This is a genomic window from Streptomyces sp. NPDC002446, assembly GCF_053595675.1.
The window spans coordinates 49,892-74,356 of the sequence record NZ_JBSFYC010000031.1 but is presented as its reverse complement, the minus strand read 5'-3'; the positions used below and the strand labels follow the sequence as shown (position 1 = coordinate 74,356).

At 70.9% G+C, this 24,465-nt stretch carries 22 protein-coding genes; 7 read left to right on the top strand and 15 right to left on the bottom strand.

The window, feature by feature from the left end; all coding sequences use genetic code 11:
- Positions 1-65 precede the first annotated feature (65 nt).
- Both efeU and ACWD6P_RS19350 read left to right on the top strand, forming a co-directional pair.
- Positions 66-1,058: an iron uptake transporter permease EfeU gene (gene efeU / locus ACWD6P_RS19355; protein WP_451445327.1), complete on the top strand. Its 993-nt coding sequence runs from the start codon at positions 66-68 to the stop codon at positions 1,056-1,058.
- Positions 1,045-1,920: a hypothetical protein gene (locus ACWD6P_RS19350; protein ID WP_451445326.1), complete on the top strand. Its 876-nt coding sequence runs from the start codon at positions 1,045-1,047 to the stop codon at positions 1,918-1,920. The genes efeU and ACWD6P_RS19350 overlap by 14 nt, the downstream gene beginning before the upstream one ends.
- 89 nt (positions 1,921-2,009) lie before the next feature.
- Here ACWD6P_RS19350 and ACWD6P_RS19345 read toward each other — a convergent pair whose 3' ends face one another.
- Together ACWD6P_RS19345 and ACWD6P_RS19340 are read right to left on the bottom strand one after the other, a co-directional pair.
- Positions 2,010-2,762 (bottom strand): bifunctional DNA primase/polymerase, encoded by a 753-nt coding sequence (locus tag ACWD6P_RS19345; protein ID WP_451445325.1) that lies wholly within the window; start codon positions 2,760-2,762, stop codon positions 2,010-2,012.
- Between the two features lie 162 nt (positions 2,763-2,924).
- The gene (locus ACWD6P_RS19340; RefSeq protein ID WP_451445324.1) at positions 2,925-3,524 is read right to left on the bottom strand and encodes a TetR/AcrR family transcriptional regulator; all 600 of its coding nucleotides are present in this window, start codon (positions 3,522-3,524) and stop codon (positions 2,925-2,927) included.
- A gap of 133 nt (positions 3,525-3,657) precedes the next feature.
- On the opposite strand from ACWD6P_RS19340, the gene ACWD6P_RS19335 reads away from it, so the two are divergent.
- Entirely contained in the window at positions 3,658-3,831 is a 174-nt protein-coding gene (locus tag ACWD6P_RS19335) for a DUF6243 family protein (RefSeq protein WP_451445323.1), read from the top strand.
- A 27-nt stretch (positions 3,832-3,858) separates the two neighbouring features.
- On the opposite strand, the gene ACWD6P_RS19330 is transcribed toward ACWD6P_RS19335, so the two are convergent.
- From ACWD6P_RS19330 to ACWD6P_RS19315, 4 genes are all read right to left on the bottom strand, one after another.
- Positions 3,859-4,815, bottom strand: coding sequence for a small ribosomal subunit Rsm22 family protein (locus ACWD6P_RS19330; RefSeq protein ID WP_451445322.1), 957 nt, complete (start codon positions 4,813-4,815; stop codon positions 3,859-3,861).
- 42 nt (positions 4,816-4,857) lie between these two features.
- Positions 4,858-5,934, bottom strand: a complete 1,077-nt coding sequence (locus ACWD6P_RS19325) for a serine hydrolase domain-containing protein (protein ID WP_451445321.1) — start codon at positions 5,932-5,934, stop codon at positions 4,858-4,860.
- 56 nt (positions 5,935-5,990) lie between these two features.
- A complete protein-coding gene (locus tag ACWD6P_RS19320; RefSeq protein WP_451445320.1) occupies positions 5,991-7,301 on the bottom strand; it encodes a multidrug effflux MFS transporter in 1,311 nt (436 codons plus the stop codon).
- 124 nt (positions 7,302-7,425) lie between these two features.
- Complete coding sequence (locus ACWD6P_RS19315; RefSeq protein ID WP_451445319.1) at positions 7,426-9,102, bottom strand: alkaline phosphatase D family protein; 1,677 nt, start codon at positions 9,100-9,102, stop codon at positions 7,426-7,428.
- Between the two features lie 175 nt (positions 9,103-9,277).
- On the opposite strand from ACWD6P_RS19315, the gene ACWD6P_RS19310 reads away from it, so the two are divergent.
- The 3 genes from ACWD6P_RS19310 to ACWD6P_RS19300 all read left to right on the top strand — a co-directional run bounded on the left by ACWD6P_RS19310 (position 9,278) and on the right by ACWD6P_RS19300 (position 12,485).
- Entirely contained in the window at positions 9,278-10,180 is a 903-nt protein-coding gene (locus ACWD6P_RS19310) for a DUF4429 domain-containing protein (RefSeq protein WP_451445318.1), read from the top strand.
- A gap of 100 nt (positions 10,181-10,280) precedes the next feature.
- The gene (locus tag ACWD6P_RS19305) at positions 10,281-11,216 is read left to right on the top strand and encodes an SDR family oxidoreductase (protein WP_451445317.1); all 936 of its coding nucleotides are present in this window, start codon (positions 10,281-10,283) and stop codon (positions 11,214-11,216) included.
- Between the two features lie 195 nt (positions 11,217-11,411).
- On the top strand, positions 11,412-12,485 hold the full coding sequence (locus ACWD6P_RS19300) for a trypsin-like serine peptidase (RefSeq protein ID WP_451445316.1): 1,074 nt from the start codon (positions 11,412-11,414) through the stop codon (positions 12,483-12,485).
- A gap of 109 nt (positions 12,486-12,594) precedes the next feature.
- Here ACWD6P_RS19300 and ACWD6P_RS19295 read toward each other — a convergent pair whose 3' ends face one another.
- The 6 genes from ACWD6P_RS19295 to ACWD6P_RS19270 form a co-directional block, all read right to left on the bottom strand.
- Positions 12,595-13,134 carry a hypothetical protein gene (locus tag ACWD6P_RS19295; RefSeq protein ID WP_451445315.1) on the bottom strand — a complete coding sequence of 180 codons (540 nt, stop codon included), beginning with the start codon at positions 13,132-13,134 and terminating at the stop codon, positions 12,595-12,597.
- A 226-nt stretch (positions 13,135-13,360) separates the two neighbouring features.
- Positions 13,361-14,533, bottom strand: coding sequence for an FAD-dependent monooxygenase (locus ACWD6P_RS19290; protein WP_451445314.1), 1,173 nt, complete (start codon positions 14,531-14,533; stop codon positions 13,361-13,363).
- 81 nt (positions 14,534-14,614) lie between these two features.
- Entirely contained in the window at positions 14,615-16,315 is a 1,701-nt protein-coding gene (locus tag ACWD6P_RS19285) for an acyl-CoA dehydrogenase family protein (protein ID WP_451445313.1), read from the bottom strand.
- 116 nt (positions 16,316-16,431) lie between these two features.
- Positions 16,432-17,616, bottom strand: a complete 1,185-nt coding sequence (locus ACWD6P_RS19280; protein ID WP_451445312.1) for an MFS transporter — start codon at positions 17,614-17,616, stop codon at positions 16,432-16,434.
- A gap of 74 nt (positions 17,617-17,690) precedes the next feature.
- A complete protein-coding gene (locus ACWD6P_RS19275; RefSeq protein WP_451445311.1) occupies positions 17,691-18,629 on the bottom strand; it encodes a thioesterase family protein in 939 nt (312 codons plus the stop codon).
- A 295-nt stretch (positions 18,630-18,924) separates the two neighbouring features.
- Positions 18,925-21,936: a BTAD domain-containing putative transcriptional regulator gene (locus ACWD6P_RS19270; RefSeq protein ID WP_451445310.1), complete on the bottom strand. Its 3,012-nt coding sequence runs from the start codon at positions 21,934-21,936 to the stop codon at positions 18,925-18,927.
- 169 nt (positions 21,937-22,105) lie between these two features.
- Between ACWD6P_RS19270 and ACWD6P_RS19265 the strand changes: the two genes are divergently transcribed.
- The gene (locus ACWD6P_RS19265; RefSeq protein ID WP_451445309.1) at positions 22,106-22,639 is read left to right on the top strand and encodes a hypothetical protein; all 534 of its coding nucleotides are present in this window, start codon (positions 22,106-22,108) and stop codon (positions 22,637-22,639) included.
- A 49-nt stretch (positions 22,640-22,688) separates the two neighbouring features.
- Here ACWD6P_RS19265 and ACWD6P_RS19260 read toward each other — a convergent pair whose 3' ends face one another.
- The 3 genes from ACWD6P_RS19260 to ACWD6P_RS19250 all read right to left on the bottom strand — a co-directional run bounded on the left by ACWD6P_RS19260 (position 22,689) and on the right by ACWD6P_RS19250 (position 24,353).
- Positions 22,689-23,141 (bottom strand): hypothetical protein, encoded by a 453-nt coding sequence (locus tag ACWD6P_RS19260; RefSeq protein WP_451445308.1) that lies wholly within the window; start codon positions 23,139-23,141, stop codon positions 22,689-22,691.
- 232 nt (positions 23,142-23,373) lie between these two features.
- Positions 23,374-24,042 carry a hypothetical protein gene (locus ACWD6P_RS19255; RefSeq protein ID WP_451445307.1) on the bottom strand — a complete coding sequence of 223 codons (669 nt, stop codon included), beginning with the start codon at positions 24,040-24,042 and terminating at the stop codon, positions 23,374-23,376.
- Positions 24,039-24,353 (bottom strand): hypothetical protein, encoded by a 315-nt coding sequence (locus ACWD6P_RS19250; protein ID WP_451445306.1) that lies wholly within the window; start codon positions 24,351-24,353, stop codon positions 24,039-24,041. The genes ACWD6P_RS19255 and ACWD6P_RS19250 overlap by 4 nt, the downstream gene beginning before the upstream one ends.
- Positions 24,354-24,465 lie beyond the last annotated feature (112 nt).

Below are 24,465 nucleotides of genomic sequence, written 5' to 3'. Positions count from 1 at the left end.
ATGTGTCGCCGCATGATGTGTCGCCGCATGATGTGTCGCCGCATGAAGGAAGGGAAGGCACCGACGTGTTCGGCAACTACCTGATCGGTCTGCGCGAGGGCCTGGAAGCCAGCCTCGTCGTCTGCATCCTGATCGCCTATCTGGTCAAGACGGGCAGGCGGGAGGCGCTGCGCCCGGTCTGGCTCGGCATCGCGCTCGCCGTGGTGCTGTCGTTCGCGTTCGGCGCCGCCCTGCAATTCGGGTCGCAGACCCTGACGTTCACGGCGCAGGAGGCGCTCGGCGGCTCGCTGTCGATCATCGCGGTGTGCCTGGTGACGTGGATGGTCTTCTGGATGCGGCGCACCGCGCGGCATCTGAAGCAGGAACTGCACGGCAAGCTGGACGCGGCGCTGCAGATGGGCACCGTGGCGCTGGTGGTGACCGCGTTCCTGTCGGTGGGCCGTGAGGGCCTGGAGACCGCGCTGTTCGTCTGGACCGCGGCCCAGTCGGCGAACGACGGCGTACGGCCGCTGGTCGGGGCGCTGCTGGGGCTGCTGACCGCCGTGCTGCTGGGCTGGCTGTTCTACCGGGGTGCGGTCCGGATCAACCTCGCGAAGTTCTTCACCTGGACCGGCGGGATGCTGGTGGTGGTCGCGGCGGGCGTGCTGGCGTACGGCTTCCACGATCTGCAGGAGGCGGACTTCCTGCCGGGGCTGGGCAGCAAGGCGTTCGACGTCAGCGCGCAGATCCCGGCCGACAGCTGGTACGGCACGCTGCTCAAGGGCGTCTTCAACTTCCAGCCGGACCCGACCGTCCTCCAGGTCACGGTGTGGGCTCTGTATCTGATCCCCACCCTGTTGTTCTTCCTCGCCCCGGGTAGGGTGGCGCCGAATCGTGCCACCCCGGCGGCCACCCAGTCCGCCCCGGTCGCCCCGAAGGAGCCCCAGCCCCATGACACGCAGGTCGCCGTTCCGGGTGCCCGTAACTCTGACGTCCGCGGTGGCGGCGCTGGTGATACTGAGCGGGTGCATGACGGTGCACGGCGAGAGGGAGATGCTGCCGGCGGTGTCGAAGGCTGAGGGCGCCAAGGCCCTCGACCGCTTCGCCGACAGCTACAACAAGGCCAACCGCGCGCTCGACCCGAAGGTGAACTCCTCCTTCGAGGCGGGTGCGCTGCTCGCCATCGACCAGGCCGGGATCACGGCGGCGCACGCGCTGCGGCCGCACGGCAACCCCGGCTTCCCGGCGCTGTCGTTCACCAACGCGCACTTCACCGTGCCCAAGCAGGCGGGCTGGCCGAAGTACTTCGTCGCGGACGCGGACAGCAACCGCAAGGACGCCCGCGGGCGCAGCACCCGCTGGTTCCTGGTGTTCAGCCGCAACGGCATCGACGAGAAGTGGCGTGCGGTGTACTTCGCGCAGTTCCCCGGGAACAAGGCGCCGGAGCTGAAGACGGACGGGGACGGCTACGCGGAGGCGGTGCCCGCCGGCGCGAAGTCCGGTCTGACGGTGGACCCGGGCAAGCTGAGCCGCCGCTACGCGGACTACCTCAACACCGGCAAGGGCAGCGTCTTCGCGTCCGGGCCGAACACCGACGGCTGGCGGGCCCGGCGCGCCAAGGACGCCCATCAGCTCGGCGCGCGGATCCAGTGGGAGGACACCGCCTCGGACCACCCGCCGGTGGCGCTGCGGACGACGGACGGCGGTGCGCTGGTGTTCTTCTCGACCTTCTACCACCAGCAGAAGACGGTCGCCGCGGGGTCGGTGATCACGGTGCCGGCGGAGCTCCAGGGCCTGCTCGACGGGCCGCAGAAGAAGACCAACCGGATGGCCTTCACCACGGTCTCGTCCCAGGCGGTCACGGTGCCGGCCAAGGGCTCCGGCAAGCGGATCGTCTTCCTCGACCGGCGGGAGGGCAAGACCTCGGTGAAGCCGCTGTAGGAGAGCCGCAGACACCGAAGGGGCCGCCGGGGTGATCCCGGCGGCCCCTTCGGCGTACGGACGCGGGGCGCAGCGGTGCGCGGACGGGCTCAGCGGCCGATCGGCCAGGCCGCCGTCTCGTGGTAGGGCTCGCGGTCGGGGTGGTCGTGGAACTCGGCGCAGGCGTCGGTGAGCGACTCCAGCAGCGTCAGCGGGTCGGGCAGCGGCAGCTCGGGGCCGCGCAGCCAGGTCACCGCGGGCTGCTCGCCGGGGAGCGTCGAGGGCGGCAGGAGTACGTAGCTGCCGCGGCAGTGCCAGCGCAGCCCGGGGTGCTCGTCCAGGGTCTCGGGGTGGCAGTCCAGCTCGCAGGGCCACCACTCGTCCTCGTCGTCCGGGGTGCCGCGGGTGGCGGTGAAGAACAGCATGCGGCCGTCGCCGAAGCCGGTGCCGCTGAGCGTGATCGGGCCGACCTCGATGCCCGCGGCCTCCAGCCGCTCCAGGGCGCTGCGGCCGGCCTCGGCGGGGACGTCGAGGACGTCGTGGGCGATGCCGGTGGCGGTGATGAAGTTGGCCTGCGGGAGGGTGCGGACCCAGGCGGCGACCTTGTCGCGGTCGGTGGTGGCGACGGTCTGCCAGCCGAAGGAGACGGGATGTCGGCCCGGGGTGGGACAGCCGATGCGTTCACAGGAACAGCCGTAGCCGGAGGGGTGGGCGGCCGGGGCGATGGGGAAACCCGCGTCGGCCGCGGCCAGCAGCAGGTCCTCGCGGCCGCGCGCGGCCGCCGATCCCGTGTCCGTATCGCCGCCGTCCGATCCGCTCTTCGGCCGGCGCAGCCACTGGGAGAACCTGCTCTTGCGTTCCATCTATCCCCTCACTTCGAGCGGTGGTCTGGGATCAATGCTGCCACCATCCTGCGCTTCGGGTGACCGGTGTGGAGATCCGGGGTGAACGAAGGACGATCGAATACCGGCAATTCAGCCCATCAGCGACATACTGCAGCCTTGGCCGCCGTCTGCCCAGCGGGGTCAGCCGTGCGGCCGCAGACCACGCAGTACCTGGTCGACGAGGGTGTCGACGAACTCGTGGGTCAATTCCCCGGTCCGCATCAACCAGCGCTGTGAGAAGGGACTCAGCACCATCTCGGCGGCCACCCGCACATCGACGTCGGCGGCCACCTCACCGGCCTCCTGGGCCGCCCGCAGCCGTTCGACGTAGACCCGGATGCCGGGCTCCAGCAGCCGGCCGACGAAGGCGCGGGAGAGCTCCTCGTCGTTGGCGCCGGCCGCCGCGAGGGCGCGGTAGGGCGCCTGGAAGACCGGGGCGTTGAACTCGTCCGCGGTCGCCCGCAGCACGAACTTCAGGTCGGCGGCAAGATCGCCGGTGTCCGGGAGGCCCTTCTCGTAGTCCTCGTCGACACCGGCGGTGAACGCGTCCAGCAGGACGGCGGCCTTCGAGGGCCACCAGCGGTAGATCGTCTGCTTGCCGACCCCGGCCCGGGAGGCGATGCCTTCGATCGTGAGCTTGTCGTAGCCGAGCTCGCCGACGAGGGCGAGGGCGGCGTCGAAGATCGCGCGACGGGAGCGTTCGCTGCGGCGGGAGGCGTCGGGGGCGGTTTTGTTGGCCATGGGGCGGAGTCTAGCGAGGAGAGGCGAGACGTATCGTCTTGACGAGACGGACCGTCTCAGTTCATAGTGGAGATCGAGCGAGACGGTTCGTCTCGCCGAACCATCGGCTGGTTGACGAGGAGAGGGGATCCCCATGAGCAAGGGCAATGCGGGCGGGATGCTCGGCATCGGTGGTACGCGGAGCAAGCTGTCGCGCGGTGCGCTGCGCGGCGGGGGCGGCGGCCGCGCGGGACACGGGCGGCCCGACCCCCAGGCCCAGCGCCGTGAGCTGCTGCGCAAGTTCCAGGAGCGGACGCAGAAGGAGTGAGCCGGGCCTGTCTCGACGGGTCAGACTCTAAGCGCGGTCCCAGTCGTCGCCCCACGACGCGTCACGGGCCGCGCGGTACCGGTCACCGTGCCGCTTGGTGACCGTGGTGCGCTCCAGACCTTCGTCCTCGGTGCACAGGTCCAGCAGGACCTGGCCCTTGCGCAGCTGGGGCTTGCGGACGATGCGGGCGGCGGCCGGGGCGGCGTCGAGCCGGGTGGCGGCCACATAGCTGAACTTCTCGTCCTCGTACGGGAGCGAGCCGCCCTTGACCTGGCGGTGCAGCGAGGAGCGGCTGACCCGGGCGGAGAAGTGGCACCAGTCCTCGCCGGGGACGATGGGGCAGGTGTCGCTGTGCGGGCAGGGGGCGACGATCCGCAGGCCGGCCTCGGTGAGCTGGCTGCGGGCCTCGCGGATGCGGAGGTAGCCGTCGGGGGTGCCCGGTTCGATGAGGACCACGGCCCGGGCGGCGGCCGCCGCGGCGACGACGGCACGGCGGTCCTCGGGGCGGAGCTCGCCGAGCACGTAGGAGACGGTGACCAGGTCCGTGCCGGCGGGGACGGTGAGGCCTTCGCCGATCGTGCGGCGCTGCCAGTCGGTGCCGGACAGGACGCCGGCGGCGAGTTCGGCGCCCAGGTCCAGGGCGGGCTGGGCCCAGTCCAGGACGGTGCTGTGGTGGCCCTCCCAGGTGGCGGCGGTGGCCCAGGTGGCGGCGCCGGTGCCGCCGCCGATGTCGATGTGGGTGGCCGGGGACCAGCCGGGGACGCGGGCGGCGAAGGCGGCCAGCGCGGCGCGTACGGCTTCGAAGGTGGCCGGCATGCGGTAGGCGGCGTACGCGGCCACGTCCGCGCGGTCGCGCAGGACCGGGGCGTCGGTGGGGGTGCGTCCCCGGTAGTTCGCGATCAGGCGGTCGACGGCCTGCGCGGCCTGCTTGGGCGGCAGGCCGTCGAGCAGGCCGGCCAGTGCGGCGCGCAGTTCCTCGTGCATTGGAGGAATTCTACGGCCGTCCGGACGGTCTCCCGGCGTCCGTCAGACCGCCCCGACCACGGCCCTGGCCAGCCGGGTGGCGGCCGCGGCACGGGGGGCGCTGCCGCTGATGCGGCGGCGGGGGTGGACGGTGTTCGCCAGCAGGATCAGAAAGGTGTCGGTGGCGCGGTCGAGGACCAGGCTGGTGCCGGTGAACCCGGTGTGCCCGGCCGCGCCGCGGCCCGCCAACTCGCCCATGAAGTACGGCTGGTCGATGCCGAAGCCGAGGCCGGGCGGGTCGAGCAGGGCGGCGACCGCGCCGGCGCCGAGGATCCGGGCGGAGCCGTACGCGCCGCCGTTGAGCAGCGTGCGGCACAGCACGGCCAGGTCCTGGGCGGTGGAGAAGAGGCCCGCGTGGCCGGCCACACCGCCCAGCGCCCAGGCGTTCTCGTCGTGCACCTCGCCGCGGATCATGCCGCGGTCCGCCTTGGCCCAGGGGCGCCGCTGGTCCTCCGTCGCGGCCACGCCGTGCGGCGACAGCGGGCCGTAGCAGGTGCTGGACATGCCCAGCGGGCCGGTGATGCCCTCGTGGACCAGCGCGTCCAGGCGCCGCCCGGTCAGCTGCTCCAGGATCAGCTGGAGACAGATCAGATTGAGGTCGGAGTAGAGGTAGCTGGTGTCGGGGCGGCCGGTCGGGGCGGCCGCCTCGCGCCACAGCAGCTCCAGCTGGGCGGCGCGGTCCTGATGCTCGTAGAAGGGCAGCTCGGGGGCGAGTCCGGAGGTGTGGGTGAGCAGCTGCCGGACGGCGATACCGGGGGCGAAGGCCGGCAGATGGGCCTTGACCTGGTCGTTGAGGACCAGGCGGCCGCGTTCGACCTGCTGGACGGCGACGATGGCGGTGAAGAGCTTGCTGAGCGAGGCGAGGTCGAAGACGGTGCCGGTCCGCATCGGCTCCCACTGGTCGCGGGGCAGGTCCAGGCCCCGGTCCTGCTCGGGGTCGTACGCCCGGTAGCGGTGCGCCCAGCCCGCGGCGGCCTCGGCGACGACGAGCGGACCGCGGCCGGCCAGCACCACGGCTCCCGGGCACCACGGCGGCCGGCCCTCGGGCAGCGCCCGCACACCGCGGACCAGCCGTTCCACCCATGCGGGGTCCAGTCCCGCCTGGGTCGGCGTGCCGTAGGTGAGTCTCGGTGCCTTCAGGATCCGGTCCTCTCGCCCGCGCTCGGGGTGCTCTCCTCCCTACGCTGCCACGGGCGGCACATTCCCAGAAAGCCGACGAGCGCCAATACGGCGCATGCGAGCTGCACGGCGGCCATCGGGACGGCGGTCCGCTCGCCCGCGATGCCCACCAGCGGGGAGGCCACCGAGCCGAGGAGGAAGGTCGAGGTGCCCAGCAGGGCGGAGGCGGAGCCGGCCGCGTGCGGGGTGCGCAGCAGGGCGAGGGTGTTGGCGCTCGGCAGGACCAGGCCCATGGGGGCCATCAGGACGAAGAGGCCGGCGGCCATCGGGGCCAGCCCCACCCTGCCGAAGACTCCGGAGGACATCAGCAGCAGGGCGGTCGCGGCGAGGGCGATCAGCACCAGGCCGGCACCCAGCACCTTGCCCATGGCCACCCGGCCGACCAGCACCTTGCCGTTGATCTGGCCGACGAGGACCAGGCCGACGGAGTTGAGGCCGAAGAGCAGGCTGAAGGTCTGCGGGGAGGCGCCGTAGATCTCCTGGATGACGAACGGCGAGGCCGAGATGTAGGCGAAGAGGGCGGCGAACGCGAAGGCGCCGGCGAGCAGGTAGCCGGAGAAGACCCGGTCGGCGAGGAGATCGCGCATGGTGCGCAGGGTCTGGCCGAGGCCGCCGGGGTGCCGGCGCCCGGGCGGCAGGGTCTCGTCCAGCGTGCGCCAGACCAGGAGGGTGAGCGCCACCCCGACGGCGGTGAGGACCACGAAGACCCCGCGCCAGTCGGTGATCTGGAGGATCTGCCCGCCGATGAGCGGGGCGACGACCGGTGCCACGCCGGAGATCAGCATGAGGGTGGAGAAGAAGCGGGCCATCGCCTCGCCGTCGTAGAGGTCGCGCACCACGGCCCGCGCGATGACGATGCCGGCGGCGCCCGCCAGGCCCTGCAGCAGGCGGAAGGCGATGAGGAAGGCGGCGCTGGTGGCGATCGCGCACAGGGCGGTGGCCAGGACGTAGATCACCATGCCGGCCAGCAGCGGCCGGCGGCGGCCCCACTTGTCGCTCATCGGGCCGACGATCATCTGGCCCAGCGCCATGCCCGCCAGGCAGCCGGTGAGGGTGAGCTGGACGGTGGCGGGCGGGCTGTCCAGGGCGGCGGTGACCTGCGGCAGGGCCGGCAGGTACATGTCCATGGAGAGCGGTGCGACGGCCGTGAGCCCGCCGAGGACGAGGGTGACCAGGAGGCCGGTGCGGCGGGGCGCGGCGGGTGCCGCCGCGCCCCGCTCGGCTATCGCGGGAAGGTCCGTGGCCTCGGTCGCGCCGGGCTCCGTCATGAGCGTCTCCATGGTTCGTTGATGACTGAACCATGGTGTCATGCACTCAGCCGGTTCCGGCCGGTTCCGGGCCGGTCCCATTGACCTAGGTCCAACGTCCCGGTCAGGCGGTCCGAAGAGACGGTCAGGCGGGCTTGAGCCCCGGATCGCCCGCCTCGGAGACGAAGGAAGCGGCGGTCGTCACCGGTGCGCCCTTCCGCGTGACGTAGGGAACCGTCCGGTAGTCGGCGCGGGCCTTCTCCCGGTCCAGCGTGAGCAGCACATATCCGCGCCGCCCGTTGTAGAACTTCAGGTGCGGATTGGCCGCCATGTACGTGGCCCAGTTGGCCGGCTTGTCCGCACCGTCCCTGCCACTGGAGATCGATGTGGCGACGAACTCCACACCCGCCGTACGGGAGCCGGGGTCACCGAAGTCCCGTTTGATGTCGAAGGCGTAGTGCACATGCACATCGCCGGTGAGCACCACGAGGTTGTCCGCCCCGGCCCGCTCCGCGCCCGCCAGGACCCGCGCGCGCGAGGCCCGGTAGCCGTCCCAGGCGTCCATGCTGAGCTTGTACGCCTCGCCGGTGCTGTTGCGCCGCTCGGAGAAGGTGACCTGCTGCGGCAGGACGTTCCACAGCACGTCGGACTGCCGCCAGCCGTCGATCAGCCAGCGTTCCTGGGCGGCGCCGGTCAGGGTACGCGCCGGATCGTCGATGAGGGGTCCGGGCCGCTGCCAGCCGTCGCCGTAGGCCTGGTCGGAGCGGTACTGGCGGGTGTCGAGGATGTCGAACTGCGCCAACTGCCCGTACCGCATACGACGGTAGAGCCGCATGTCGTGTCCGCTGGGGCGCTGCGGCCGGCGCAGCGGCTGGTTCTCCCAGTACGCGCGGTAGGCGGCGGCCCGGCGGATGAGGAACTCCTGGGGCGGGAGGTTGTCCTCGCTGACGTCGGAGGCGTAGTTGTTCTCCACCTCGTGGTCGTCCCACGTGACGATGAACGGGTGGGCCGCGTGCGCCGCCTGAAGGTCGGGGTCGGACTTGTACAGGGCGTACCGCAGCCGGTAGTCCTCCAGCGAGACCGTCTCCCGGTTGAACCGCTCCGGCAGCAGGCCGTCGGTGTAGTGGCGGTCGCCCGCGGTGGGGTCGATGGGGTACTCGTACAGGTAGTCGCCGAGGTGCAGGACGACATCCACGTCCTCCTCGGCCAGGTGCTTGTGGGCGGTGTAGTAGCCGTCCGGGTAGGCCTGGCAGGAGACCGCGGCGAGCTTCAGCTCGGAGATCCGGGCGCCGCGGGCGGGCGCGGTGCGGGTGCGGCCGACGGGGCTGATCCAGTTGCCGGCGCGGAAGCGGTAGTAGTAGACGCGGTCGGGCGCGAGGCCGGTGGGCTCGATGTGCACGGAGTGGTTGAACTCCGGGTGCGCGTCCGCGCGGCCCCGGCCGGCCAGCCGCTTGAAGTGCTCGTCGTAGGCGACTTCCCAGCGGACGGTGACTCTGGCGCCGGGCATTCCGTTGCCGGGCTCGTACGGGCGCGGGGCGAGGCGGGTCCACAGCACGACGGAGCCGGGCTGCGGGTCGCCGGAGGCCACGCCGAGGGTGAAGGGGTTCTCGGTGATCTTGCGGGCATCGGCCTCGGCGGCGTACGCGGCGCCCCTGCCCGGGAGGTTGGTCGTGAAGGCGAGGGCGGCGGCGGCCCCGGTGACGGTGAGGAAGCGGCGCCGGCCGACGTGCGCCGCGGCGGCGTCGGCCGGCGCGGGCCGAGTGGCGAGCACGCGGAGCGCACCGGCCCGGATCTCCTGCTCGTACGCTGCTGGGTGCGTCATCTTGCCCTCCCCTGACGGCGGTTGTCGCATCCCATTGGAGTGCCCCGGGACGGCGCGGCGCTGTCCCGTGTACGACGCATGCATGACAGCTGGATGATGGTTGGGCCCGGACCGGACGCCGGTGGACAATCACGGCATCCGCCCCGCCCGGCCGGGCCTCCGTAGGATGCGGTGCATGGCTGAACTGATGGTGCGCGACGGCATATGGAGCTTCGACGGCGAGGGCGTACGCATCGTGCCGGGGCGCGAGCGCGGGGTGCACAAACTCCGTCAGGACCTCGGCGAGTTCACCGTGCCGCTGGCCGCGCTGGCCGGTGCCGCCTATGAACCGGCCCGCAAGGGCGGCCGGCTGCGACTGCGGCTGCGGGGCGGCGCCGACCCGCTGCTGCAGGTCACCGGCGGCAGCCTGCCGGACGACGCCAACCCGTATCAGGTGGCCGTGGACCCGGGGCGGGTCGAGGTCGCCGAGTACTTCGCGGACGCGGTGCGCCAGGCCCTGATGCTGGAGCAGATACCGGACGGGCCGGTGGACGGCTATCTGCTGCCGGGCCCGTCCGTACCCCTGTCGGCCGCCGGGGTGGACGGCATCGCCACCTTCGACGGCGAGCGGGTACAGATCGAATGGCGCTGGAACACCAGCGAGACCAAGCGGCATTGGGGCACCAGGGACTTCGCGCTGGCCGAGCTGGAGGCGGTGGAGTGGCGGGCCGCCGCGGGCCTGGAGTCCGGCTATCTCCGCTTCCGTACCCGCGGGGCGGGTGAGCGGATCAAGCCGGAGCACGACCCCAACTCCATCGAGCTGTGGGGCTTCAAGAAGGAGAGCGGCACGACCGCGCTGCTGGCGGCCGCGGTGGCGGCCCGACTGCCGCACCCGTCGGGCGGCGCGAAGACACCGGCGGCCAAGGCCCCGGCGCTCGCCCCGCCCGCCCCGGGGACGTCCGGCGCCGCCCCGGCGGAGGACCATGACGCGCTGCTGCGCCGGCTGCGCGAACTGGGCGAGCTGCACCGGGACGGCATCCTGACCGAGGACGAGTTCACCGCCACGAAGGCGGCCGTCCTACGGCGCTTCCACGGCTAGGGCCTTTCCGACCCTGACCCATCGGACAGGCCCTAGGTTGCCCGATCCCTGTGGGCCTGGTCGCCCGGTTCGCCCCCCGTGCGGCGTTTACCCTGCCGCCATGGCACAGAACACAGAGCGGGCACGGACAGCACAGGCGACGCCGACGGCACGGGCCGGGCAGGTGGGCGGGGCGGCGACCGCGACCCGGCCCACGCTGCCCTCCCCGTCCTCGCGCGGCGGGCACAGCCCGCAGACCGCAGCGGCGCCCCAGGAGGCACGGCAGGGCGCGGCGACACCCCGGAAGGTGGCCGTGGTCACCGGTGCCGGTTCCGGCATCGGCCGGGCGGTGGCCCATGCGCTGATCGACGCCCACTGGTCGGTGGTGCTGGCCGGACGGCGCGCCGAGGCGCTGGCGGAGACCGCCCGTCTGGTGGGCCTCACCGACGTCAACAGCCCCACCGTCATGACGGTGCCGACCGATGTCACCCGCCCGGATCAGGTCGACGCCCTCTTCGCGGCCGTACGGGACCGCTTCGGCCGGCTCGACCTGCTCTTCAACAACGCCGGCACGTTCGGCAGGGCGGTGCCGCTGGACGAGCTCTCGTACGACGACTGGCGCACCGTCGTCGACGTGAACCTCACCGGCGCCTTCCTCTGCGCCCAGGCGGCGTTCCGCACCATGAAGGCCCAGGAGCCGCAGGGCGGCCGGATCATCAACAACGGTTCGGTCTCCGCCCATGCGCCGCGGCCGAACTCCATCGCCTACACCGCCACCAAGCACGCGATGACCGGCCTGACCAAGTCGCTGTCACTGGACGGGCGTCCGTACCGGATCGCCTGCGGCCAGATCGACATCGGCAACGCGGCGACCGAGATGACCGGCCGGATGCAGACCGGCATCCTCCAGGCGAACGGCCAGACGGCGGTCGAGCCGGTGATGGACGCCGCGGACGTCGCCCGTACGGTCGTCCACATGGCGGCGCTGCCGCTGGAGGCCAATGTGCAGTTCGCGACGGTACTGGCGACGAACATGCCCTACATCGGGCGGGGTTGAGGGGAGACCCGGGGCGCCGGCCGGGGCCAGACCGCCCTGCGGCGCCAATCCCCGTACACCCCCTGCCCTCACGGCACTTCCGGTGGCACCCTTACCTCGGATCCGCACCACTCGTCTGCCGGGCCGCCCCGCGCGGCCCCATTCCCCGCGGCCGCGCGCGCTCCGCCTCGCGCGGCCCCGCAGAAGGAGTTACGCGTGAGACGAACCGACCGCGGCATACCGGCAGTTCACGGCATACGGGCAGCCCACGGCATACGGAGGCGGCAGCCCGCGGGCAGATCCCGGGCCGCCCTCGGCGCCCTGACCGCCGCCGGCACACTGCTCGCCGTGCTGCTCCCCACCGGCTCGGCCGCCGCCGCCCCGCAGGGCTCCCACCGCTCCCCCGCCGCGCAGTCCGCCCCCGGCGCCTTCTGGACCGCGAGCCGGATGCGCTCCGCCGCCGCCCTGGACCTCGCCGCCCCCGCGAAGGGCTCCGGCGCCCACGCCGCCGCGGTCCCCCGCAGCGCCCCCCTGAAGGTGCCGCCCACCCTCCCCACGCTCCCTCAGCTCCCGAAGGTGCCCTCGCTGCCCTCGCTGCTGCCCGGGGTCCTCCCCCAGGCCGGCGGGCCCTGGACCGGCGGCGGCGCGGTCACCAAGACCACAGGACGGGTGTTCTTCACCTACCAGGGCCGCAATGCCTCCTGCTCCGGCAACGCGGTGACCAGCGGCAACAAGAGCACGGTGATCACCGCGGGGCACTGTGTGAAGCTGCAGGGCGCCTGGCACACCAACTGGGTCTTCGTCCCCGGCTACTACGACGGCCAGGCCCCGTACGGCAAGTGGCCGGCCACCGCAACGCTCGCCACCCCGCAGTGGACGGCGAGCGAGGACATCAACTACGACGTGGGCGCGGCGGTCGTCGCCCCGCTCGACGGCAAGAAGCTCACCGATGTCGTCGGCGGCCAGGGCCTGTCCTTCAACTCGGGCTACAACAAGGCGATGTACGCCTTCGGCTACCCCGCGGCCGCCCCGTACGACGGCAGCAAGCTGATCTACTGCAGCGGCAACTCCATCAAGGATCCGCTGTTCTCCAAGGACCACGGGCTGTCCTGCAACATGACCGGCGGCTCCAGCGGCGGCCCCTGGTTCACCTCGTTCGACGAGAAGACCGGCACCGGCCTGCAGACCTCGGTGAACAGCTTCGGCTACCAGTTCCTGCCCGACACGATGTTCGGCCCGTACTTCGGCGACGACGCCAAGAACCTCTACAACAAGGCCCAGGCGTCCTAGAAGGCAACGCGAGAACGGGCACCGCGAAAACGGCCCCGCTCCGTCCCCTCGACGAGGGACGGAGCGGGGCCGGCGGCATCCGCGGGCCCGAAGAGCCCGCAGGGAGACGTCATCCCAGGCCGGGCAGGCCCTTGACCGGAAGCTGGCCCGTGGACGGCAGGCCCTTGATGGGAAGGCCCTTGGTCGGCAGGCCCTTGGTCGGGAGGCCCTTGCCCACCGCGTCCGTCGGCAGGCCCTTGCCCACGGCGTCCGTCGGGAGCCCCTTGGCCGCGGCGTCCGTCGGGAGCCCCTTGCCCACCGCGTCCGTCGGCAGGCCCTTGGTCACCGCGTCCGTCGGCGTTCCAGCGGTCGCCGCCGTGTCCGTCGGGAGTCCCTGGGTCGGCACCGCACCGGCCGGCAGTCCGCCCAGCAGCGCGCTGTTGTCCGTGGCCGCGCCGGTCGCCTCCCCCAGGGTCTTCACGGTCGACTCCGTGACAGCACCGGTGAGCTGCGTCGTCGTCTGCGCGGCCCCGGCCGCGGCGCCGGGGTCGACGGCGGACGTTCCGCCCAGGTCAGGGGTCTGCGGCAGGTCGACGGCCTGGGCGGCACCGGCCGAACCCAGCGTCAGGGCGGCTGCGGCGGTAGCGGCTGCGGTGAGGACTCGTCGCATCAAGACTCCTTGAGTGATGAGGAGATGGGCTTTTATGAAAAGAACGACGGCCCACGCCACCAGACACGCACCACCCAGCAGCCACACGGCACACACGGCGCACACAGCCCACAGTGCGCCCCTCTCCCCACCCGGCACTCCGCCGGACCGGGACGCCCTCACGCGGGGACCGGACGCACCCCCTCAGGCGCGGCCGGCCCCCGCGAGGTGACCGTTCCTCCCCCTCCTACACCCGGCCGAGGGCCCGCCTGGCCTCCGCGATCGCGTCATAGCCCGCGATGTGGTTCCCGGCGATGAGGTCCGAGATCGCCTCGGCCTTCTTCGTCAGATCGTCGTTGGCGAAGTCGCGGTAGAGGTGGCCGGCTTCCCGGGAGACACGCTGGACGAGTGAGGTGCGCTCGATCCGCACGTTCTCGTAGACCTTGAGGAGCCGCGCGAGCGAGTCCCGGTCCGCGCCGTCGAGGATGGTCGCCAGCGCGAAGGCGTCCTCCATGGCCTGGTTCGCGCCCTGGCCCAGGTGGGGGACCATCGCGTGCGCGGCGTCGCCGAGCAGGGTGATGGACTCCGTGGACCAGGTGGGCAGGGAAGGCCGGTCGAAAATCCCCCACTTGAAGGTGGATTCGGCCGCGTCGATCGTCTCCTGCACACGGGGTTCCCAGCCCGCGAATTCGGCGCGCAGATCGTCGAGGTCGGCGGGCGCGGACCAGGATTCGGCCGCATCACGGTCGCTGGGAACGTAGCCGACCACGTTCATGATCTTGCCGGAGGAGACCAGGTAGCACAGGAAGGTGCGCTGCGGCCCGAACCAGATCGCGAGACGCTGGTCCTCCAGCGCCCAGCTGAGCTTCTCGATCGGGACGAGGGCGCGATAGGCCATGACGCCCTCGCCGGTGGCGGGGGCCTTCACACCGACGGCTTCCTGGACCACCGTGCGGATGCCCTCCGCACCGATGACCAGGTCTGCGGTGACGTTCGTACCGTCCGCGAAGTCGATCCTGGCCCCGCCGTCGAGCTGGTGGACCTTGACGGCCCGCTTGCCCAGGTGCACCAGTTCCGGGGGGAGTTTGGAGACGAGCAGCTGCTGGAATTCGCCGCGGTGCACCGCGTAGGTGCTGCCCAGCGGGCTGGGCTTCTGCGGCCAGTTCTCCACAGGGAGTTTGTTGCCGTGCAGATCCCGGACGATCGAGGCGCTGGCCGAGTAGCCGATGCGCTTGATGTCGTCGTCGAGGCCGACGGTGGCCAGCAGGTGCATGGCGTTCGGCAGGACGCCGAAACCCGCGCCGATCGCCTTCAGTTCGGCGGTCTGCTCGTACACGTTGACGTGGTGGCCCTTGTCGCGCAGGGCTATGGCGGCGGTCAGCCCGCCGACGCCCGCACCGATGATGGCGATGTTCAGCATGGAATGGATGAGTCCCCGTCGTGGTCCAGAAGGTGGAGAGTGCGGGGGGTGATCCGCCGGGGCGGACCACCCCCCGTCACGTCAGAGCAGGCCGGCCGAGCGGTCGACGGCCGCCTGGAGGTGGGCGGTGATCCGGTCCACGGGCCACTCGGCGTGGGTGGACTGGACGGCGGTCAGGATCGCGTCCGCCACCTCGCGGTGGTCGGCCAGGTCCTGCCTCGTACGGACGAGGGTGAGGGCCAGGTCCTCCAGGACGAGGCCGAAGACCGACTCCCACACCTCGTCGTCGGGCCGCTGCCGCGCGTACTCGGCGACGACGGTGCCGTAGACCGCGATGGCGAAGATCTCGCCGAAGGCCTGCACCCGGCGCTGGTCCTTCTGGTCCAGCGGCTGCCGGAAGAGGGTCTCGCCCAGGCGCTCGACCACGCTGAAGAAGAGCGCGGCGGACGGCAGGTGCCCGAGCGCCTCCTTCGATGCGGTGTGGTCGCTGAAGGACAGCTTCTCCAGCCCGCCCAGCTTGCGCTGGGTGAGCAGGTAGCGCGGCGCCTGGGTGGCGTCCGTGGCCTCGTCCGGTGCCTGCTGGGTGTTGCGGGCGAAGTCGAAGAAGGCGGGGGCCGAGCGGACCGCCTGCATCAGGTTGACGTACTTCGTGCCCTCCAGGCGGGGGAGGTACTCCGCGTACTTCAGGATCGGGCGGAACGCCGAGTCCGTCTCGAAGCCCTTCGCCGAGATCACATCGCCCAGGGAGTGCAGGGCGTCGGTGACGTCGTGGGTGACCTTGGCCTTGGCGACGGCGTTCAGGATGACGTAGCGGTCGTCGCTCTCGTCGGCCGCGTGCATGTGGTCCACGCACCGTGAGGTGTACGCCTTCATGCCGATGAGCCGGAGCGTCGCGCGGCACAGGGCGTCCTGGTTCTGGCCGAACGAGGCGGTGGTCCGCCCGAAGATGGTGCGGTTCGAGGCGTGGTGGAAGGTCTCCACCAGCGCACGGGACAGCAGGCCGGTGGCCGCCGTCGCCAGGTTGAACTTGCCGACGTTGATGGTGTTGACCGCGTCGGCGAACGCCTGCGGGCCGGTGGAGATGACGTCGTCCTCGGCGAACTCGTAGTCCGACAGGCGGAACACGCTGGTGTACATCTGCTCGGGGACGGCCTTGCCGACCAGTTCGAATCCCGGCTTGTGCGAGTCCGCCCGGAAGAGGACGTAGTCCCGGTCGCCGCCGTCCGCCCGCCGCGCGAAGGTCGTGATCAGGCTCGATACGTTGCCGTTGCCGGTGTAGTCCTTGCCGCCGTTGGCGACGTAGTGCTCGGCGACGCGCTTGACCGAGGTGGCGGTGTGCCGCCAGTCCGCTCCGGCGCCGCGCTCCGACATTCCGAACGCGCCGAGCATTCCGGCCTTGAACTTGTCGGCGTAGGTCTTCTGCACCGCGGCGTTCTGCGACATCCACACCGGGATGCCCGACAGCGAACTCACGTGCCACATCAGCCAGTGCGTGAAGCTGTGGAACGCCAGGTGCTCGCTCAGGCCCGTGACGCGGTACGGCGTCCAGCCGTCGGCGTGGTCACCGATCCAGGACGGGACCAGGGACCGCTCCATCAGCCCGGACGACTTCAGGAAGTACAGGTACTCGGCCGGGAATTCCCGGTCGATTTCCTGGCGGAGAACCTTCTCCCGACCGACGTGGCCGAACCACTCCGATAATTCCGACGCGAAACTACGGGTGGGCTGCACCAGAATGCTGGTACCGCCGAGAAGGTGGTCTGAATTCTCCGCATGCGACATGCTTTCCCCCATAATTGTGTCGCGGCGTTCATGACACCGCATGGTGATGTCCTGACCCTGGTGGGCAGGATCCGGAGCCACCGACCCCCCGACTTCGCGGGCCCGTCGGCCGTGGCTCAAGTCTTTACGGCTGCCGCGTGGTCGACCGCGGGCTCCTTGCGCCACATTCCGGCCCGGCTCAGCTGAAGGACTCCGATGATGGCGAAGGCCAGCGCGAACACGCAGAAGGTGAGGCCGGCCGTGGTCAGGCCGAAGCTCTTCTCGATGAAGGCCAGCGCGATGACGGGCACCGCTGCGCCTGTGTACAGCGCCACGTAATAGAGGTTCACCGCGCTCACCCGCTCGGAGAGCGAGGTCTTCAGCGAGATCTCCTGGACGGACCGGGCGATCGAAAGGCCCTGGCCCAGGCCGGTGAGCAGGGCCGCGGAGGTGAACAGGACTCCGCTGCCGAAGAAGATCGCGGCGATCAGAACCAGCAGGCCCAGGGTCATCACACAGACTCCGGACACCAGGCCGCGGGTGATGGTGAGCCGGCGGAAGGCGAACTGCGCCAGCGCGGAACCGCCGAAGCCGCAGCCGACGACAAGCCCGGCGGCGAGACCGCTCGCACCCGGATAGAAACTGTTCAGGAAGTGCGGAGTCAGACCTGCCAGCATGCCGAGCGTGGACATTCCGGAAACGCCGATCATCGTCAGCCCGGTGTAGGTGAGCCGGTTCTCGGAAGGCGGCTTCGGCCCCTTCCAGGAGAACGGCACACGATCGGACTTGCTCAGCGGTTCCCGGGTCAGCAGCAGAAGGACGGCGAGAACGGCTATCAGGGAAACATGACCGAGGAAGAGGTCATTCTGGGGCCTGTCGAGGAACTGTGTGCCGAGCCCCCCGATCACCGGCCCGATCCCCAGGCCGAGGATATTGGCCGCGGTGGCCCACACGGCGGAATGCCTGGCGATGTTCTCCGGCGCCACCTCGACCGCCGCGACGGTGGCGGTTCCCATGAACACGCCTGCCGCGAGTCCGGTCAGCAGCCGGGCGACGAAGAGAAAGGCGATCGAACTGGCGTTGAGGAAGACGAGATTGGAGGCGACGCTGCACAGCAGCCCGATCATCAGCAGCGGCCGCCGGCCGGTGGTGTTGGAGAGGGAGTTGAACGCCACCAGGGCCGCGATCACGCCCAGCGCGTAGATCGCGTACACCTCGGTCACCTGAAGCGTGGTGAGCCCGAACTCCTTGGTGTAGATCGCGTAGATCGGAGTGGGCATCGCGGTGTGCGCCATGACGGCCACCACGCTGGCCAGGATCACGAAAAAGGAAAAGCTGCGAGCCCTGCTATTCGCTAAAATAGCCGGTCACCCCTCTCGATAAATTGCAGTCGCTGCTAGGCGATGAACATCGACTGGAGTACGTAGGCGCACTCGTCTTCGCCGTCACTCATCGTCGAATGACTCACTCCGGCCCCGCCCGGCGTCGTCACCGTAGAGCCGTCGAGGCGGAGCCATTCGCCCTCCGGCAGCCGGTGGCAGTGCACGGTGATTTCCGTGTTGATCGCCATGTGCTGGGGCATGTCGACCCGGCGTCCCACGGACCAGCAACTGTCGGCCATCACCATCAGCCGGCCGAAGGGACTGTCGGCTTCGCCGAGCACGAGCGGAATACGCGGCCGGGCCCACACCTGCCCGGGACCATATCTCCCGAAAGGCTTCTCGCTGGCGAATCTCCATTCGACAGCGGACATGTAGCCGCCCATATGGTTGGTCATCGCCAAGGGGACAGGGGGCGTGACGGAGTCGTCATAGGCCAGCACCAGAGGCTCGGCCGGCGCCACGGAATCCTCGAAGGCCAGCGGCCGGTGCCGGATGCCCAGTTTCCGTACGGCGGCGAGCGACTCGGGCGCGGAACGGTATCTCCACATCCGGGCCAGCGCCACGGGCTGGTCGCCGCACAGCAGCGTCCCGGACAGCAGATCGGTCCGCTTCGTCGAATACAGCACGGCCGTCTCGACCGTAAGCTCTGCCACCGGAATCTGACCGAGCAGCTCGAACGTCACGCGCGCCGGATGAAAGCCCTCGCGCGGATGGTCATTCATCATCTGCACGGCGAGCAGCGCCGACGGAGGGCCGGCATGCTGCATTTTCGGGCCCCATGGCCCCGCGGTGCATAAGCTACTGGCGAACTTCGCCTTGTCCAGGCGCTCATAGAACGCCTCGCGGAGCACAGACGTGCCCCCGCTGTCTTCTTCCGCCATCCCCCACCCCGTTTTTTGTGGAATCTCCCGGCGGCGGCGTTCCCCGCAGCCCAAAACGCCGTAACCGGCCACGGACTTCACCGTCGGGAAGACAGGTGCAATACCTGTCAGTAACCTTGATCACCATAAGGGGTCGCTATGGCCTTAAGCTGTGGCCCAACTCACAGTAATACCAGACTGGTTGGTATTTTTTCCCCGGCTTTACCTCGCTCCGCACCCAGGCCCCGCAGCACCGGCCGCAAGGCCCCTGTCCGGCACCTCCCGAATGCCCGGCGCCTCCCGGCTTCCGCCCCCGATCTCCCCCTGTTTTCCGGCGAGTTGCTGACAGATCGGTCCTCGCTGCCCTAGCGGGCCTCCGCCTCTTTGCTCACCCCCTGTCCAGGTGCGCCAGCGCATCCCGCAACTGCTCCTGCAGCTGCGAGTGTTCCGCCGCCCGCTCCAGGGCCAGCGCCGCGCGGAACTCCCGTCGCGCCCGTACCCGCGCTCCCGCCGCCGCGTACGACTGGCCCAGGCGGCGCCGGATCTCCATTTCGAGTCGTGTGCGGTGCGGCTCCGAACGCCGTGAGATGCCCGCGTGCAGTGCCAGTGCCTGGTGATGGCGGCGTTCCGCCTCCGGAAGACCCTCCGTGACCGACCCCAGCCGGGTCAGCGTCAACGCCAGCAGCAGCGGGTCGCCGGCCTCCCGCAGCAGTGCCTCACTGCGCAGCAGCACCGACCGCGCCTCCTCCCGTTCGCCGAGCGCCGCATGCGCGTCCGCCAGGGAGACCAGACGCTGGCTGACCGGTATCGGGCGGCCGTTGCGCTCCGCCGCGGCGAGCGCCGCATGCGCGTCGGCGAACGATGCGGGTACCTCGCCCTGCTGGAACCGGCTCATCGAGCGCAGCGCCAGGGCCGAGGACACTCCCCATGCGTCGTCCGCCCGCTCCAGGACCGGCAGCACCTCGTCCAGAGTGGCCGTCACCGTGTCGTACCGCCCTCGCATGAAGTCCTGGACGGCCAGACCGGTCAGGGGCAGCGCCGCCATCGTCTCGTCGCCGTGCTCGCGGGCGGACTCCAGCGCCTGACGGAACCAGTCGCCGCCCTGCTCGTTCCGGCCCTGCTGGTACTCCAGGAGACCGAGCGACGCCGCCACCCGGACCCTCAGCGCCGGGTTCCCGCTCCGTTCCGCGGCGCGCAGCGCCGTCGTCAGCGCCGTGCGGCCCTCGTCGTAGCGATCACGGTGCAGGAAGTAGTCCCGCAGGGCCACGCCCAGCTGCGCGGCAAGGGCGTCCTCGCCGTGCGCCGCCGCGTACTTCGGTACGTCCGCCAGATCCGCCCCCGCCCCGTCCAGCCACCGCACCGCGGCCCGTGCGGAGGGGAACCGCTGCGGAGCACCGTCCGATGCCCCGCCGTCGTCACTGGTGAGGTGGCCCGCCCCCACGTACAGCCCGAGTATCTGCCGGCGGGCGTGGGCCGACTCTTCGGGCCGGGCGTCGGCCAGCTTCCGGGCGTGGACCCGCACGAGGTCATGGAGGCGGTACCGCCCCGGGCCCGGCTGCAGCACCAGGTTGGCGTCGTACAGCTCCTCCAGCATGCCCTCCGCCTCCTCGACGCCCACCCCGAGCATCACCGCCGGCGTCCACGCGTCGAACTCCGGCGTCGGCGCATGGCCCAACTGCCGGAAGGCCCGCTGCCGGGTCTCCGCCAACTGCGCGTAGGACATGTGGAAGGCGGCCTCCACGCTGCGGTCTCCGGCGCTCAGCTCGTCCAGTCGCCGCTCCTCCCGTGCCATCCGCGCCGCCAGGTGGGTCGGTGACCACGACGGCCGGTGCTGCAGCCGCGCGCCGGCGATCCGCAGGGCCAGCGGCAGGCCCCCGCACAGCCGCGCCAGGTCGGTGACCGCGTCGGCGTCGGCGTCGGTGCGTGCCGCACCGATCAGGTGGCGGAGCAGACCGATCGCGTCAGCGGTCGGCAGTGGCTGCAGGGTGACGCACCGGTCCGTGTCCAGTCCGGTCAGCCGGTGCCGTCCCGCCACGAGTACGCGGCTGCCGGGCCCGGCAGGCAGCAGTGGCCGCACCTGCGCGGCGCTTCCCACATCGTCGAGTACGAGCAGCAGCCGCAGCCCGCTGGTGGCGTCGCGCCATGCGGCGATCAGGCCGTCGCGGTCCGGGGGAATCTCCGCGTCGGCCGTACCGAGCGTGCGCAGCAGTCGCTGGAGCAGCTGCTGTGTCGAGGGCCGGTCGTCCGCCGGTGAGTGGTGCGTACGCAGATCGAGGAAGAGGACGCCGTCCGGGTGCTGAGGGCGAAGCGTCCACGCCGCGTGCACCAGCAGCGAGGTCTTGCCGACGCCGGCCGGCCCGTCCACCGTCGCGACCGTGACAGCACCGTGCGGGGCGGGCGCGGTCAGTGCGGCGACCTCCGCGGCGCGGCCGATCAACTTGCCTGCGTTTCCGGGGAGTTCGTTCACGGTGCGCGGCGGCCGGGCGCGCGTCGGCGCAGACGGCGGCGAGGACCGGGAACGCCGCGGGGCAGCCGCCGTGGGGGCCTTCGGGGCCGTCGGTGCGTCCGGGAGGGCAGGGCCGCCGCCGGTGGCCGGGCCGCTGCCGGTGGCCGGGGCGCCGCGGACGGCCGTGTCGTCGTGCCGGAGCACGGCCGCGTGCAGGTCCCGCAGGGCCGCGGACGGTGCGGCCCCCCACTCCTCTCGCAGCCGCCGCCGCAGCCCCTCGTACGCGGCGAGCGCCTCGCCCTGCCGGCCCGTGCCGTACAGCGCCCGGATCCTCAGCGCCTGTACCGGCTCGTCCAGCGGATGGGCGGCTTCCGGGGAGGCCAGGGCCGCGAGGACCTCGCTGCCGCGGCCGAGCTGCAGCAGACACTCCAGGCGCTGCTGCTGCAGGGACCGGCGCTCGGTCAGCAACCGCTGCCGTTCGCCGAGCGCATACGGGCCGGGCAGCCCCGCCAGCGGTTCCCCGCGGAACAGGCCCAGGCCCTGCACAGCGGCGGCCAGCGCGGCCGAGGCGTCACCGGCAGCCAGCAGCTCGGCCGTCCCCACGGAGAGTTCGGCGAGGCGGCTGGTGTCGAGGCGCACCGGCGCGGCGAAACAGTAGCCGCCCGGTCCCCCGCGGATGACCGATCCGCCCTGCTCCGCACGGGGCACATCCAGGGCCCGCCGCAGTGCGTAGACGTAGCTGGGCAGGACGCGCCGGCCCGTCGGCGGCGGCCGATCGCCCCATACCCCGTCGATCAGCTGCTCATGGCTGACCAGTCTGCCGCCGCGCAGCACCAGCGCCGCCAGCACCGCCTGCCGGCGGGCCGCGCCGATGGCCGCCTCGCGATCGCCGCGCCATGCGCGCACGGGACCGAGTAACGCGACCTGCAGCTCATCCGACGCCCCCGTTGCCATCCAGGCTCCCTGCGTGATCACGGATCAACAGAATTTCATCGCCATTTCAGTGGCCTGCGTCACGCTTGGCAAGGCAGCGCAGGAACCGCGGTCGTCGCTGTGCCGTACGGGGGACGGCACGGCCACGGCCTGCGACCGGCGCCGGGTGCGCCCGACCCGCGGAGGTGCCATGACCCCTGAGGTCGCCCTGCTCCTGGGCCGTTGCGGCCTCGTCCTGTACGGCGACGACGACGGGAGCTGCCGGATCTGTGTTGCCGGCGGCTCGGTCGTCGGCCGCGTGGAGGGCGGCGCGGGGGCCTGGAGCGCCTGGGCGCGGCGGGACGACGGACGTCAGGTCCTGGTCGCCACCGACCTGCCCAGCCGGAACTCGGCGGTGTGCGCGGTCGCCGATCACGCCGAATGGGAGGACCTGGCACGGGACCGGCCCGGCCGGACGACACGGAGGTACCACATGACGAGCATGAAGCGACGCGACCTGTGGGGCATGGCCCGCGACGCCCGCAAGGCGCGGGAAGCAGGAGACATGACGCACACGGTGCAGCTCTACCTCAACAGGCCGGTGTACGGGAAACGGGCCGCCAGGAGGGCGGACCGCGGAGTCGACGAAACGATCCGGGCCATTGAGCGCGAAGGCTGGGAGTGCTGCGGAGTCGAGCCGTGGCTCGGCACCGGCGTCCTGCTCAGCTTCGTACGGGCCGACTGACGGCGCGCGCCGGGCCGCCTTCTGCCTTCTGCCTTCTGCCTTCTTGCCGTCAGTCAACGACGATGTCGTTCGGGTGCACCACCTTCAGGCTGCGAGCGAATGCGTCGAACGCGTCGATATTCGCGGACACCCAGCCGAGGTCGTCGCTGACGGTGCGCATGGACAGGTCGATGCCATAAGACGCGACGCGCCACCCGTAGTTGACCGACATGCCGAGAGATTCGCCGCCCTTCGGCACGAAGTGGCGGATGGAGCGCAGCCCCCTGCCGAGGTTGTCGGTGGTGAAGTCCTCGATATGGGGATCCTGCGCGGCTCCTGGCTCATTGCGTTGCACCAGCGTGTCCAGGACCTGCTCCACCGGCCCTTCCGACCGGGCCCCGTAGAAGAAGAACGGCACGAGGTGTCTGCGGAGATCCGGAGCGTACAGAAACATGTAGTGCATGGGGATCTTCTGCGGAAACTGCTCGGAGAAGCCCTCAAGCATGCGCGCCAGCTCCTTCACCTGCGACTTGTCACGAGGGCCCGCGTCCTCAAGGGCCCAGCGCAACTCTGCGGACTTCTTCGCCCACTTCCGCCGCTGCCGGTCGGCTCCCCTCCCTTCGAGGATCGGGACGGGAATCCACTCTTCCGGGTCTTCGGTGAAGTCGAGTGCGTACGGAATGCTCGTGCTGTGCTCCAGTGGAAGGTGGTGGTCGTGACGGCGTCGAAAGAATCTCCACCGGACTCGACGGGGATCATGAGTTCCACGTATCGATTTCGATTTCATCATCCGGGCTGATCCGATTGGTGCGGGCGAATTCGTCGATGTCATCGAGGGCCCTGAGGATCCGGCCGGCGTCGGGATCGGCCAGGATGACCAGGACGTCCGCGGCTTCCGTGCCCTTCTCGTAGCGCCAGGCGTAACGGAGGCCGACGTGCACCTCGTTGCTGTCCTGGTCCTGGTCCTGGTCCTGGTAGTAGCGCAGCACTCGCAGGCCGGTTCCCAGATGCGGGGAGTCGAAGTCCTCGACGATGGGGGGCTCGATGGCGTAGCCCGCATCGGCATGGGTCAGCGCACGGAGTGCCGTTTCCCGGTCTTCGCCCTCCTCGATCTCCACCAGGTCGACATACACCGGAAGCGGGATGTCCCTCGGGTGCGGGAGATGCAGGAAGACCTCGAAGTCCGGAAAGGCCGCGGGGGCCCTGAGGGCATACATCAACAGGATGTCGGTCAGCAGGTCGACTTCGCCCGGTGCTGGCTTCTCCGACGCGAAATCCTCCCAGAGGCCCTCGGCGAAGTAGCGCGCCCACGCCTCCGGCGTCTGTGCCTCATCGACGTCCTCAAGGCCCGGTTCCGGCCACCTGAGCGGGATACGGTTCCAAGGGGGCAGCTCCATCGCGTGCTTGACGTTGAGCCAGCTCACTCATCACTCCATCTGAAGGCGCCGACCACCGCGTCGAACAACTCGACCAGCACACCGGTGAATTCACTGTTGAGATCGCCGTCGCCCGGTGTGGAGAAGGTGATGCTGATCCAGCGCCCCGGATCGTCCACGACGGGGATCACGTACTCGACCCGGCAGTTCGGCAGGGCGGTCTGCTGTACGGCTTCGGGCGCCGAGCGCAGCTTCTCCGCGTCGGGAGCGGACTGGTAGAAGCGGCGCAGTAAGTCGGCGACCGCCGCGGCTGAGCCCGCCTGCGTACACAGCGCCGGGGTGAGGGCGGTGTCGGCCAATTCAGGCCGACACCGCCCTCACCCCTTTTCCGCTTTCGTCCACAAAGTATTCACAGGCACCCACTGCCGGCGGGCTTTGTCCTTTTCATGACGGTCGCCCTTGTCCTGGCGA

Excerpts from the sequence above, each read along its gene's own strand:
- ACWD6P_RS19345 (WP_451445325.1), bottom strand. The coding sequence starts at position 2,762 with ATGGAACGCAAGAGCAGGTTCTCCCAGTGGCTGCGCCGGCCGAAGAGC.
- ACWD6P_RS19340 (WP_451445324.1), bottom strand. The coding sequence starts at position 3,524 with ATGGCCAACAAAACCGCCCCCGACGCCTCCCGCCGCAGCGAACGCTCC.
- ACWD6P_RS19335 (WP_451445323.1), top strand. The coding sequence starts at position 3,658 with ATGAGCAAGGGCAATGCGGGCGGGATGCTCGGCATCGGTGGTACGCGG.
- ACWD6P_RS19330 (WP_451445322.1), bottom strand. The coding sequence starts at position 4,815 with ATGCACGAGGAACTGCGCGCCGCACTGGCCGGCCTGCTCGACGGCCTG.
- ACWD6P_RS19320 (WP_451445320.1), bottom strand. The coding sequence starts at position 7,301 with ATGACGGAGCCCGGCGCGACCGAGGCCACGGACCTTCCCGCGATAGCC.
- ACWD6P_RS19315 (WP_451445319.1), bottom strand. The coding sequence starts at position 9,102 with ATGACGCACCCAGCAGCGTACGAGCAGGAGATCCGGGCCGGTGCGCTC.
- ACWD6P_RS19310 (WP_451445318.1), top strand. The coding sequence starts at position 9,278 with ATGGCTGAACTGATGGTGCGCGACGGCATATGGAGCTTCGACGGCGAG.
- ACWD6P_RS19305 (WP_451445317.1), top strand. The coding sequence starts at position 10,281 with ATGGCACAGAACACAGAGCGGGCACGGACAGCACAGGCGACGCCGACG.
- ACWD6P_RS19295 (WP_451445315.1), bottom strand. The coding sequence starts at position 13,134 with ATGCGACGAGTCCTCACCGCAGCCGCTACCGCCGCAGCCGCCCTGACG.
- ACWD6P_RS19290 (WP_451445314.1), bottom strand. The coding sequence starts at position 14,533 with ATGCTGAACATCGCCATCATCGGTGCGGGCGTCGGCGGGCTGACCGCC.
- ACWD6P_RS19285 (WP_451445313.1), bottom strand. The coding sequence starts at position 16,315 with ATGTCGCATGCGGAGAATTCAGACCACCTTCTCGGCGGTACCAGCATT.
- ACWD6P_RS19270 (WP_451445310.1), bottom strand. The coding sequence starts at position 21,936 with ATGGCAACGGGGGCGTCGGATGAGCTGCAGGTCGCGTTACTCGGTCCC.
- ACWD6P_RS19265 (WP_451445309.1), top strand. The coding sequence starts at position 22,106 with ATGACCCCTGAGGTCGCCCTGCTCCTGGGCCGTTGCGGCCTCGTCCTG.